At 55.7% G+C, this 12051-nt stretch carries 12 protein-coding genes; 3 read left to right on the plus strand and 9 right to left on the minus strand.

Annotation, left to right across the window (positions count from 1 at the left end):
- The first annotated feature begins 128 nt into the window (after positions 1-128).
- Together mfd and INF86_RS03745 are read left to right on the plus strand one after the other, a co-directional pair.
- Entirely contained in the window at positions 129-3575 is a 3447-nt protein-coding gene (gene mfd / locus INF86_RS03740) for a transcription-repair coupling factor (RefSeq protein ID WP_023305875.1), read from the plus strand.
- A 144-nt stretch (positions 3576-3719) separates the two neighbouring features.
- Positions 3720-4685 carry a L,D-transpeptidase family protein gene (locus INF86_RS03745; RefSeq protein ID WP_193543244.1) on the plus strand — a complete coding sequence of 322 codons (966 nt, stop codon included), beginning with the start codon at positions 3720-3722 and terminating at the stop codon, positions 4683-4685.
- Between the two features lie 76 nt (positions 4686-4761).
- Here INF86_RS03745 and bhsA read toward each other — a convergent pair whose 3' ends face one another.
- On the minus strand, positions 4762-5019 hold the full coding sequence (gene bhsA, locus INF86_RS03750; protein ID WP_006809234.1) for a multiple stress resistance protein BhsA: 258 nt from the start codon (positions 5017-5019) through the stop codon (positions 4762-4764).
- 245 nt (positions 5020-5264) lie between these two features.
- Here bhsA and INF86_RS03755 point away from each other — a divergent pair, with 245 nt between their 5' ends.
- On the plus strand, positions 5265-5900 hold the full coding sequence (locus tag INF86_RS03755) for a TetR/AcrR family transcriptional regulator (protein ID WP_023305873.1): 636 nt from the start codon (positions 5265-5267) through the stop codon (positions 5898-5900).
- A 61-nt stretch (positions 5901-5961) separates the two neighbouring features.
- Here INF86_RS03755 and INF86_RS03760 read toward each other — a convergent pair whose 3' ends face one another.
- The 8 genes from INF86_RS03760 to hinT form a co-directional block, all read right to left on the minus strand.
- Positions 5962-6501: a glycine zipper 2TM domain-containing protein gene (locus INF86_RS03760; RefSeq protein ID WP_017384715.1), complete on the minus strand. Its 540-nt coding sequence runs from the start codon at positions 6499-6501 to the stop codon at positions 5962-5964.
- Between the two features lie 194 nt (positions 6502-6695).
- Positions 6696-8000, minus strand: coding sequence for an NAD(P)/FAD-dependent oxidoreductase (locus tag INF86_RS03765; RefSeq protein WP_017693633.1), 1305 nt, complete (start codon positions 7998-8000; stop codon positions 6696-6698).
- A gap of 236 nt (positions 8001-8236) precedes the next feature.
- The gene (ycfP, locus tag INF86_RS03770) at positions 8237-8779 is read right to left on the minus strand and encodes an alpha/beta hydrolase YcfP (RefSeq protein WP_022647750.1); all 543 of its coding nucleotides are present in this window, start codon (positions 8777-8779) and stop codon (positions 8237-8239) included.
- 31 nt (positions 8780-8810) lie between these two features.
- On the minus strand, positions 8811-9836 hold the full coding sequence (gene nagZ, locus INF86_RS03775) for a beta-N-acetylhexosaminidase (protein WP_193543245.1): 1026 nt from the start codon (positions 9834-9836) through the stop codon (positions 8811-8813).
- An 11-nt stretch (positions 9837-9847) separates the two neighbouring features.
- Positions 9848-10672: a thiamine kinase gene (gene thiK / locus INF86_RS03780; protein ID WP_023305871.1), complete on the minus strand. Its 825-nt coding sequence runs from the start codon at positions 10670-10672 to the stop codon at positions 9848-9850.
- The gene (gene lpoB, locus INF86_RS03785) at positions 10653-11297 is read right to left on the minus strand and encodes a penicillin-binding protein activator LpoB (RefSeq protein WP_085929697.1); all 645 of its coding nucleotides are present in this window, start codon (positions 11295-11297) and stop codon (positions 10653-10655) included. The genes thiK and lpoB overlap by 20 nt, the downstream gene beginning before the upstream one ends.
- A 13-nt stretch (positions 11298-11310) precedes the next feature.
- Complete coding sequence (locus tag INF86_RS03790; RefSeq protein ID WP_022647747.1) at positions 11311-11685, minus strand: YcfL family protein; 375 nt, start codon at positions 11683-11685, stop codon at positions 11311-11313.
- 1 nt (position 11686) lies between these two features.
- Complete coding sequence (gene hinT / locus INF86_RS03795) at positions 11687-12046, minus strand: purine nucleoside phosphoramidase (RefSeq protein WP_006809243.1); 360 nt, start codon at positions 12044-12046, stop codon at positions 11687-11689.
- Positions 12047-12051 lie beyond the last annotated feature (5 nt).

Below are 12051 nucleotides of genomic sequence, written 5' to 3' on the forward strand. Positions count from 1 at the left end.
CGGGGGCACTTTTCCTCTTGTGCGGTTACGATTTGCTTATGCATAACGATCGAGGATAATAAAGACATTGCGTATCAGTGATATGCCCCAATACTGTTGGTATATCCCCAAGAGACCCTGACATAGCCATGCCTGAACACTATCGTTTTTCCTTGCCTGTAAAAGCAGGTGACCAACGCCAGCTGGGCGAACTGACAGGCGCGGCCTGCGCTACGCTGGTGGCGGAAATTGCCGAGCGCCATCCGGGGCCGGTGGTGCTGGTTGCCCCGGACATGCAAAACGCCCTGCGCCTGCACGACGAAATTCGTCAGTTCACCGACAGTCTGGTATTCAGCCTGGCCGACTGGGAAACGCTTCCCTACGACAGTTTCTCTCCGCACCAGGAGATCATCTCCTCACGCCTGTCGACGCTGTATCAGCTCCCCACCATGCAGCGCGGCGTGCTGATTGTGCCGGTGAATACCCTGATGCAGCGCGTCTGTCCGCACAGCTATTTGCACGGCCATGCGCTGGTGATGAAAAAAGGCCAGCGCCTGTCGCGCGATGCCCTGCGCGTGCAGCTTGACGGAGCCGGTTACCGCCATGTCGATCAGGTGATGGAGCACGGCGAATACGCGACGCGCGGTGCGCTGCTGGATCTCTATCCGATGGGCAGCGACCAGCCGTATCGTCTGGATTTCTTCGATGATGAGATCGACAGCCTGCGCGTGTTCGACGCCGACACCCAGCGCACGCTGGAGGAAGTGGACTCCATTAATCTGCTGCCCGCCCATGAGTTCCCGACGGATAAAACCGCCATCGAACTGTTCCGCAGCCAGTGGCGCGACAGGTTCGACGTGAAACGTGATGCCGAACATATCTACCAGCAGGTCAGCAAAGGCACCCTTCCGGCCGGGATCGAGTACTGGCAGCCCCTGTTCTTTAACGAACCGCTGCCGGCGCTGTTCAGCTACTTCCCGGCCAATACGCTGATTGTTAACACCGGGGATATCGACGCCAGCGCCAGCCGCTTTGAAAGCGAAACGCGCGCCCGCTTTGAAAACCGGGGCGTTGACCCGATGCGTCCGCTGCTGCCGCCGGAAATGCTGTGGCTGCGTACCGACGAGCTCAACGCCGAGCTAAAACGCTGGCCGCGTATGCAGCTCAAAACCGATTCGCTTGCCGATAAGGCGGCGAACACCAATCTCGCGTTCCGGACGCTGCCCGATCTGGCCGTCCAGGCGCAGCAGAAATCCCCGCTCGATAACCTGCGCAAGTTTCTTGATTCCTTCACCGGGCCAGTGGTGTTCTCCGTTGAGAGTGAGGGTCGTCGTGAAGCGCTGGGCGAACTACTAGGACGGATCAAAGTTGCGCCGAAGCGCATTCATCGCCTGAGCGAAGCGACCGGAAATGGTCGTTACCTGATGATCGGCTCCGCCGAGCACGGATTTATTGATACGCTCAATAACCTGGCCTTGATTTGTGAAAGCGACCTGCTGGGCGAGCGCGTGGCGCGCCGTCGTCAGGACAGCCGTCGCACCATCAACCCGGACACCCTGATCCGCAACCTGGCCGAACTGCACCCCGGTCAGCCGATCGTTCACCTGGAACACGGTGTGGGTCGCTATCAGGGAATGACCACCCTCGAAGCAGGCGGCATCAAAGGTGAATACCTGATGCTGACCTACGCGAACGACGCCAAACTGTACGTGCCAGTGTCGTCCCTGCACCTTATCAGCCGCTACGCCGGTGGCGCGGAAGATAACGCGCCGCTGCATAAGCTGGGCGGCGACGCCTGGTCACGCGCGCGGCAGAAGGCGGCGGAAAAAGTGCGCGACGTGGCCGCCGAGCTGCTGGACATTTACGCCCAGCGCGCGGCCAAAGAGGGTTATGCGTTTAAGCATGATAAAGAGCAGTACCAGCTGTTCTGCGACAGCTTCCCGTTTGAAACTACGCCGGATCAGGCTCAGGCCATAAATGCCGTGCTGAGCGACATGTGCCAGCCGCTGGCGATGGATCGCTTAGTCTGCGGCGACGTGGGCTTCGGTAAAACCGAGGTAGCAATGCGTGCCGCTTTCCTGGCGGTGGAAAACAACAAGCAGGTGGCGGTGCTGGTGCCGACTACCCTCCTCGCCCAGCAGCACTTCGACAACTTCCGCGACCGCTTCGCCAACTGGCCGGTACGCATTGAGATGCTGTCGCGTTTCCGCAGCGCCAAAGAGCAGACGCAAATCCTGGAACAGGCAAGCGAAGGCAAAATTGACATTCTGATCGGCACCCACAAGCTGCTGCAAAGCGACGTGAAGTGGAAAGATCTGGGGCTGCTGATCGTCGATGAAGAGCACCGCTTTGGGGTGCGCCACAAAGAGCGCATCAAAGCGATGCGCGCCGACGTCGACATTCTGACCCTGACCGCCACGCCGATCCCGCGCACCCTGAATATGGCGATGAGCGGCATGCGCGATCTGTCGATTATTGCCACCCCGCCGGCGCGCCGTCTGGCGGTGAAAACCTTTGTTCGCGAGTACGACAATCTGGTGGTTCGCGAGGCGATCCTGCGTGAAGTGCTGCGCGGCGGCCAGGTATATTACCTGTATAACGACGTTGAAAACATTCAGAAAGCCGCCGACAGGCTGGCAGAGCTGGTGCCGGAAGCGCGCATCGCCATTGGTCACGGCCAGATGCGCGAGCGCGAGCTGGAGCGGGTGATGAACGACTTCCACCATCAGCGTTTCAACGTGCTGGTATGTACCACCATCATTGAGACCGGGATCGACATTCCGACGGCGAACACCATCATCATCGAACGCGCGGATCACTTCGGCCTGGCCCAGCTGCATCAGCTGCGCGGGCGCGTCGGGCGTTCGCACCATCAGGCCTACGCGTGGCTGCTGACGCCGCATCCGAAGGCGATGACCACCGACGCGCAAAAGCGTCTGGAAGCTATCGCCTCGCTGGAAGATCTGGGTGCTGGTTTTGCGCTGGCGACGCACGACCTGGAGATCCGCGGCGCCGGTGAGTTGTTGGGTGAAGACCAGAGCGGCTCCATGGAAACCATCGGTTTTTCTCTGTATATGGAGCTGCTGGAAAATGCCGTCGACGCGCTTAAAGCCGGACGTGAACCGTCTCTGGAAGATCTCACCAGCCAGCAGACCGAAGTGGAACTGCGCATGCCTTCCCTGTTGCCGGATGATTTTATTCCTGACGTGAATACCCGTCTGTCGTTCTACAAACGCATTGCCAGCGCGAAACGCGAAGGCGAGCTGGAAGAGATTAAAGTCGAACTGATTGACCGTTTTGGGATATTGCCCGATGCGGCGCGCAACCTGCTGGATATTGCCCGCCTGCGTCAGCAGGCGCAAAAGCTGGGCATTCGTAAGCTTGAAGGCAACGAGAAAGGCGGCGTAATTGAGTTTGCCGAGAAGAACCACGTCGATCCGATGTGGCTGATTGGCCTTCTGCAAAAACAGCCGCAGCATTTCCGTCTTGATGGCCCGACGCGTCTGAAATTTACTCAGGATCTGACGGAACGTAAAATCCGCATGGACTGGGTGCGTAACTTTATGCGTCAGTTGGAAGAGAACGCCATCGCATAACGGTTTCCCCCGCCAGCGCCCGGCTGGTGGGGGACAATTTACAAACTCTTTGCACTTCGCCCGATCTTCCCGACCATACATTCGCCATAATTATCATTAACGCCTTATAAAACAATAACCTTATCATTTGTATGGATTATGATAATGATGATTTCTTCGCGTTTTACCCGCTGGTTAACTGTGGTTGCGCTGGCCGCGACGGTTGCCGTCGCGCTCCCTGCTCGCGCCAATACCTGGCCTCTTCCGCCCGCCGACAGCAACGTCGTAGGTGAAAACCGCTTTCACGTGGTTGAAAACGATGGCGGTTCGCTGGAAGCGATTGCTAAAAAATATAACGTCGGGTTCCTGGCGCTGTTGCAGGCCAACCCGGGCGTAGATCCCTATGTGCCCCGGGCGGGCAGCGTACTGACGATTCCGCTGCAAACCATCCTGCCGGACGCGCCGCGTCAGGGGATTGTGATAAACCTCGCCGAGCTGCGTCTGTATTACTACCCGCCGGGCAAGAACGAAGTGACCGTTTACCCTATCGGTATTGGTCAACTGGGGGGCGATACGCTGACCCCTACCATGGTCACCACCGTCTCTGATAAGCGCGCTAATCCAACCTGGACCCCGACGGCAAACATTCGCGCCCGTTATAAAGCTCAAGGTATCGACCTGCCTGCCGTGGTGCCTGCTGGCCCGGATAATCCGATGGGGCACCATGCAATTCGCCTGGCGGCATATGGTGGGGTTTATCTTCTGCACGGAACGAATGCGGATTTTGGTATCGGGATGCGCGTCAGCTCCGGCTGCATTCGCCTGCGCGATGACGACATCAAAACGCTCTACCGCGTGATCGCCCCTGGCACGAAAGTGAATATCATCAATACGCCGATTAAAGTGTCTGAAGAGCCGGGTGGCGTCCGTCTGGTTGAGATCCACCAGCCGCTATCGAAAAACATTAATGACGATCCGCAGACGCTGCCGATTAATCTGAATGCCTCGATGGTGAGCTTTAAAACGAATGCAAACACCGATGGCGCAGTGATGGAGCGGGCGATGGAAGCGCGCTCGGGGATGCCAACCGATGTCACGCGGCATCATGAGGTTGCTCAGCAGTCAATGTAGAACGGTAATAACGACAAACGCCCTGCATTAGCAGGGCGTTTTTTTTGCAGTGGCATAACGGAGGGTTGCGTTACGCTTATTTGTAGATAACTGCGGTACCGTGCAGGGTGTTAGGACCGGTCACAGAGGTGATGCGGAATGATTTCGCACCCATTTCGTCAGCTTTTTGTGCCAGCTGATCTTCCAGAGAGCCGAGGTTAGTCCCGGCAGTGGCAGAGATGGTACCGACTTTCTGCTGGTCTGCTGGAGTGGATTGCACTTCAACAGCAGCGAAGCTTGCGAAAGAGAGTGAACTCAGAACGGCGGCAGCGATGAGGGTTTTAACGTTTTTCATGATTTTATACCTTTGGGCAGATGATGTAGTGGTCGTTAGTTATTTAGTTAACGATCGATAGGTAAATGATAGATGTGATCCAGGTCACACGTCAACCCATTTTTATAATGGTCGTTAAATTAATTTCATTTTCCTTATATTTCATAAAGATAAAATTAAATTATTTTTAAGAAATCACCGCTGGTCGTCGCAGACGTTTATTTTTATAATGACTATTCAACAAAACAACAGAGGACCAACGGCACATGACAACCGATGTCACGCGTTGCGCAAAGAAAAGCCGTGGCCGACCAAAAGTGTTCGACAGGGATGCGGCGCTCGATAAGGCCATGACGCTCTTCTGGCAGCATGGGTATGAAGCCACGTCGCTCTCCGACCTGGTGGAAGCAACGGGCGCGAAAGCCCCTACCCTGTACGCAGAGTTCACCAACAAAGAAGGCTTATTCCGGGCCGTTCTGGACAGATACATCTCGCGCTTCGCGGCAAAACACGAAGCCCAGCTATTCTGTGAAGAAAAAACGGTTGAGCAGGCATTGCAGGATTATTTCTGCGCAGTCGCAACCTGCTTTACCAGTAAAGACACGCCCGCGGGCTGTTTTATGATCAACACCTCCGCGACCCTCGCGGCATCGTCGAAAGAGATTGCCAACACGGTCAAATCGCGCCATGCGATGCAGGAGGAGACGCTCAGCACGTTTCTGGCTCAACGCCAGCAGCGCGGTGAAATTCCGGCGCATTGCCGTCCGCAGGAGCTGGCCCAGTATCTGAGCTGTATTCTACAGGGGATGTCCATCAGCGCCCGTGAAGGCGCGACGCTGGAAAAACTGCAGGGGATTACGCAAATAACGCTGCGCCTGTGGCCTGAACTTCTTAAACTCTGACGCAAAAAAAAAAGCTCCTCAGCCTGAGCGCATGAGGAGCTAAGTTCAGAGAACATCTTTTTTACACTTTGTTATTCAGTATCAGCTGACCATTACTGTCGAGAGGGATCTGCGTACCAGGATCTTTATCCATGCGGATTTTGCCCTGCTGATCGCCAATTTTGTAGGTTACGTCGTAGCCCAACATTTTTTCAGACTTGTCATACACGGTTTTACAGCGCTGCTGCGTTGTGGTGTAGGTATCATTTTCCTGCATCGCGCCCTGCACCTGGTTACCGGCATAACCGCCACCCAGCGCACCAACTACCGTCGCGACATCCTTACCACGGCCACCACCAAACTGATGACCAATCACCCCACCAGCAACCGCGCCCAGCACGGAGCCAGCGATACGGTTTTCATCCTGAACCGGACGACGATGGGTGACAGAAACATTACGGCACTCCTGACGAGGCGTCTTGACCGTCTCTTTGATCGGTGTAGCGGAAACCACCTGCGCATACTGCGGGCCACGATCAAGTACGTTCAGACTGGCAACGGCAGCCACACCTAACGCAGCTGCGACGCCAATCCCTATACCCGCCAACATTGATTTATTCACGGGACTTCCTCCTTTGTTGCAATTGGTAGCAATTTTGCAGCGCAATAAACGCTTCGCCAATAAGATAAAGGATCAAAAAACCGCGGGATGAGCTGGGATAGTGTCTGTTTAAGAGAACTCTTAAGCGTCAGGAGCGAAATGCACAGCATGATGTGCTAAGAATTCCCTCCGGAGAGCCCGGAGGGAGGGAGAAGTTAGTGCAGCTTCAGGCGTGGGCGGATAACGCGGTTGATGCGGCCGACCAGCATCATCAGGCCGGTTTTGAAGTAGCCGTGCAGCGCAATCTGGTGCATACGGTACAGAGAAATGTACACGAAGCGGGCGATGCGCCCTTCCACCATCATGGAGCCGCGCATCAGGTTGCCCATCAGGCTGCCCACGGTGGAAAAGTTTGAGAGCGATACCAGAGAGCCGTGGTCTTTGTAGACATAGGCTTTCATCGGTTTGCCTTTCATCTGCGCCAGGATGTTATGCAGCACGAGGCTTGCCATCTGGTGCGCGGCCTGAGCGCGAGGAGGCACAAACCCGCCTTCCGGACGCGCGCAGGAGGCACAGTCGCCGATAGCGAAGATGTCCGGATCGCGCGTGGTTTGCAGCGTCGGCTCTGTCACCAGCTGGTTAATACGGTTTGTCTCCAGCCCACCGATATCTTTCATGAAATCAGGCGCTTTGATCCCCGCAGCCCAGACCATCAGGTCGGCCTGGATGTATTCGCCGTCTTTGGTATGCAGTCCGCCCTCATCCGCGCTGGTCACCATGGTCTGGGTCAGCACGCGCACGCCCAGTTTGGTCAGCTCGTTGTGCGCCGCGCCAGAAATACGCGGCGGCAGCGCAGGCAGAATACGTTCACCTGCTTCCACCAGCGTCACATTCAGCGCTTCATTAGTCAGTCCTTTGTAGCCGTAGCTGTGCAGCTGTTTGACCGCATTGTGCAACTCCGCCGATAATTCAACGCCCGTTGCGCCGCCGCCCACGATAGCAATGTTAACCTTGCCGTTAGCACCCATGTTGTTGGTGTACTTCAGGAACAGGTTAAGCATCTCCTGATGGAAACGACGCGCCTGATGCGGGTTATCCAGGAAGATACAGTGCTCTTTTACGCCTGGGGTGTTGAAATCATTGGACGTACTGCCCAGGGCCATCACCAGCGTGTCATAGGCCAGCTTGCGCTCAGGAACCAGCAGCTCGCCTTTATCATCACGCAGCTCAGCCAGCGTGATGGTTTTATTTTCACGGTTGATGTCCACCACCGAACCCAGCTGGAACTGGAAGTGGTGGTTACGCGCATGCGCCAGATAGCTGAGCGCATCCACGCCCTCATCCAGCGACCCGGTCGCCACTTCGTGCAGTAACGGCTTCCACAGATGGCTGTGGTTACGATCCACCAGCGTGATTTTGGCTTTCTTACCGCGACCCAGTTTCTTACCCAGCTGCGTCGCCAGCTCCAGCCCGCCAGCTCCACCGCCGACAATCACTATCTTTTTCAATGGCGTAGTCAACGTGACCCCCTCAAATTATTAACCAATTGTTAATTAAAAGTTATATAAATAACCCTTAATTAACAACAGGTTACTGCGCTGAAACCATTCAGATTCATTGAGAATAGCACGTCAGGCGCATTGGTCATACCAAAATTGATATGTATCAAGTTTTGATGGTTTAAAAGTAGACAACTCTGACAAAAAAGAGGCCCGGCACGCTTTCACGTACCGGGCCTTTGTCAGGTTCAGGGAGTTCAGCCCAGCGTTTTAAAGGCCTTAATACGCTGCAAGTGCGGGGAAATATTTTTGAACTTGTGGGTCTGCTCTTCGTCCCAGACAATTTCGTAGTAATGATGCAGAAGTTCGGCAGCGCGGGAGCTGTCCAGCGCTTCATCGTTGCGGGAGAGGATCGCCAGACACCGGTCGCGGTTCTTTTCGCGGAAATTGCTCACGCATTTTGTTGCGATATCGGCGTACTCTTCCGGACGGTCAATCTTGCCTTCCATGTTTTCGTTTGGAAACAGGTTAGGATTAAAAATGACCTGACGGATATCGCACAAAAAACCGATGCGCTCTGCCCAGTATCCCCCCAACCCCACGCCGCAAATCAGCGGGCGATCGTCGATATTGAGCTGCAACATTTTGTCCACTTCTTTAAGCAGATGCTGCATGTCATGTTTCGGATGACGCGTGCTGTAACTGATCAGCCGGACATCCGGATCGATAAACTGCAATTGCAGCACTTTCTCATGGTTACCAGGACTGTTTGAGTCAAAACCGTGTAAATAAATGATCATCGTCTCACCACGCTACGCCTTCCGGGATGAATTAAAGGGCTGCTTTATGTGCCTGCCAGCGCTCGTTCAGGGCTTCAAGCCGGGCGTTTACCGATTTCCAGCGCGCCGAGTCCATCAGCTCCTGACGACTAAATGAACCTTTATGATACAATTGTGTAACACGTTCAGCATTGATCGGCGACAGGTTATCCAGCACGCTCACCGCCCCTTTACGATTATTGCAGACGAGGATCATATCGCAACCTGCATCCAGCGAAGCCTGCCCACGTTCGGCATAGCTTCCCATGATCGCCGCCCCTTCCATGGATAAATCGTCAGAGAAAATAACGCCATTGAAGCTCAACTCCTGACGCAGCACGGTTTTAAGCCAGTGCGGAGAGCCGCTGGCCGGACGCGGATCAACGTCACTGTAGATGACGTGCGCAGGCATAATAGCGTCCAGCTTGTTATCGGTAATCAGCGAGCGGAAAACAGACATATCTTTAGCGCGAATGTCTGCTTCCGGGCGCGGATCGCGCGGGGTTTCTTTATGGGAATCCGCCGTCACCGCCCCGTGGCCCGGGAAATGCTTGCCGGTGGTTTTCATGCCCGCATCGTGCATACCGTCAATGAAGCGCGTCGCCATTGCCAGCGCGATACGTGGATCGTCATGATACGAACGCTCACCAATTGCCGCGCTAATGTGTCCTACGTCCAGCACCGGGGCGAAGCTGATATCGATATCCATAGCGATCATCTCGCTGGCCATCAGCCAGCCTGCGTCCTGCGCCAGTTGACCGCCCTCTTCAGCACCCAGCAGCGCAGCAAAAGATTGTGCGGCGGGTAAACGGGTAAACCCTTCGCGGAAACGCTGCACGCGTCCACCTTCCTGGTCGACGGCCACCACCAGGCGATTGCGTGACGCCGCGCGGATCTGGCGAACCAGCTCGCGCAACTGCGCCGGATCGTGATAATTGCGGGTGAAAAGAATCAGCCCCCCTACCAGCGGGTGCGCCAGAATTTCGCGCTCTTCCGCATCAAGCTCAAACCCTTCAACATCCAACATTACTGGACCCACACCAACCTCTCTTATCCTTTCGTTTGTAACTGACGCCAGGCATCATTTGCCAGCGCAATAAATTGTTCGTCATCTGTCTGCTGAAGTCGCATTTCAAACCATCCCGCCATCAGCATCAGCACCCACGGACGCCAGCGCGCGACCTGCCGCGCAAGGGTGAGTACATTTATGTTGGCGTTTCGGGCATAGGCGGTTATCAGCTGCACGCGCGAAGCCTCATCAGGCATCCAGACCGCAGCGAGTTCAAGAGCCACGTCACCGTCCCCGGCATATTCCCAGTCGATAAGTTTCTCGCCCGCCGTGGTATGAACGATATTCCCCGCATGGACATCCATATGCAGCGGCGCCAGACGTAACGCCTTCGGCTCTCCCGCTTTACGCAGCCGCTTAAGCTGCGCCAGCCAGAAGGGCGTGCGTCGTCCAGGCGCAGCCTGCTGCCAATAGCTATCCAGTAATGGAAGTAACGTCACCTGCCAGCCCAGACGCGGCTGTCGATGCAGATGATACAGCATGGCTGCCAGCGTGGGCGTATCGGGAAGCTCGCTTTTGATCTCACCCGCAATAAACGCCACCGCCATCCAGTCCCTGATAAAGAGATGAGGTTTCGGGGCAAGGTCGGCGGGAAGGCGCTTCAGGGCGCGGAACTGGCGACGAAAATGGGCGGCAGGCGCGGCGGCATCGTGATGCTGACGTAAAACCAGCCGATGGTCGCCACGCTCAATAATGCAACTCGCGCCGCCAAGCCCGACGGGGGCTTGCGGCGCGATAACACGGTACTGGGGGAAATAACGCGTCAGGACATCATGACGCGTGCGCTTATTGTTGCGTAACGGCACCTTTACCTGACCAGATAATTTCGCCGGTTTGAACCAGCATTAACTGCATCTGCAACGACGGCGTGTTCACGTTGCCTGTCGCGTTAGAATAAAGGACATACTGCGCACCAACGTTGCGGGCGATACCAATCGCTTTACTGCGCGAACCCAGGCTGTCCTGAGGCGACAGACCAAGCTGTTGCTTGGCGACCGCGAGCTGCTGGGCTGAGACCAGCGTAAATTTACCGTTGTTTGCCAGCGCGTTGCGCAGGGTTTCCGTCGCTTCTCCCGCATTCAGGGAACCGTTTGTACGGTTGTTCACGCTGTCCACCAGCAGCACACTGCCAGGCGTAACGCCCTGTGCCTGCAACATTTTGCCCACCATCGGCTGCATCGCGCCGTTCCAGTCATAGTGCCGCACTCGCGGCGCAGGCTGCGCGGTATCGTCCGGATGTTCGATCGGGCCAGGCTGCGCCGGAATAGTCGGTACAGACGGCACGGTTGGAACAGGTTGCGCCGGTGTTGTTGGCTGTTCCGTTCCCGGCTTCGCCTGATCCACCGGTGCAGGTTCTTCCGTTCGCGTCACACAGCCTGCCAGAAAGAGTGCGAACGCACTCAGGAGCGCATAACGGCTCATTGTTTTAATCAAGGTTCACTCCTTACAAATAAAGATAAAGTCTCACCTTATGTGCACCCAGATAGCTGGCGCTGCCGTAGAGCGTGACCGACGATCTTGCCGGGACCGTCACGCTACGCGGCGCCTCAAGCGGGTGCATCTCAAGACCTCTCACGTCATACCAGTAGAAGCGATAATGCACCGTCACTGGCTCTTGCCTTTCGTTATAGAGCGTAGAGGAGGCAGAAGACTGGATTTCGCTTATGGTCAACGAAGGATTTTCCGCCGTGATGCCCGCAGCAAGCACTGAGGACTCCATCACCAGCGTCTGTTCTTCACTGACCGGGATGGCGGGACGCGCGCTGCACCCAACCATAACCAGCGTCACGATCAGCGCTGCAATACGCCCAGTTAACATATTAAAGACCTTTATGTGCCAGCATCGGTCCCAGTGGACGTCCACCCAGAAGATGCATATGAATATGATAGACTTCCTGGCCGCCATGGCGATTACAGTTCATGATCAAACGGTATCCATCTTCAGCAATCCCTTCCTGCTCAGCAATTTTCGCGGCCACCGTAAGCATACGGCCCAGCGCCACTTCATGCTCGGTTTTAACGTCATTGACGGTCGGAATCAGAATATTGGGAATAATAAGGATGTGCGTCGGCGCCTGGGGAGAAATGTCGCGGAAAGCCGTGACCAGTTCATCCTGATAGACAATATCCGACGGAATTTCGCGGCGGATAATTTTACTGAAAATCGTTTCTTCAGCCATGACCT

Source organism: Enterobacter cloacae complex sp. I1M (assembly GCF_014982425.1).
In the GTDB taxonomy this organism is placed as follows: Bacteria; Pseudomonadota; Gammaproteobacteria; order Enterobacterales; family Enterobacteriaceae; genus Enterobacter; species Enterobacter intestinihominis.

Coding starts and splice junctions, on each gene's coding strand:
- INF86_RS03745 (WP_193543244.1), top strand. CDS start 3,720: ATGATGATTTCTTCGCGTTTTACCCGCTGGTTAACTGTGGTTGCGCTG.
- bhsA (WP_006809234.1), bottom strand. CDS start 5,019: ATGAAAAACGTTAAAACCCTCATCGCTGCCGCCGTTCTGAGTTCACTC.
- INF86_RS03755 (WP_023305873.1), top strand. CDS start 5,265: ATGACAACCGATGTCACGCGTTGCGCAAAGAAAAGCCGTGGCCGACCA.
- mfd (WP_023305875.1), top strand. CDS start 129: ATGCCTGAACACTATCGTTTTTCCTTGCCTGTAAAAGCAGGTGACCAA.
- hinT (WP_006809243.1), bottom strand. CDS start 12,046: ATGGCTGAAGAAACGATTTTCAGTAAAATTATCCGCCGCGAAATTCCG.
- ycfP (WP_022647750.1), bottom strand. CDS start 8,779: ATGATCATTTATTTACACGGTTTTGACTCAAACAGTCCTGGTAACCAT.
- INF86_RS03790 (WP_022647747.1), bottom strand. CDS start 11,685: ATGTTAACTGGGCGTATTGCAGCGCTGATCGTGACGCTGGTTATGGTT.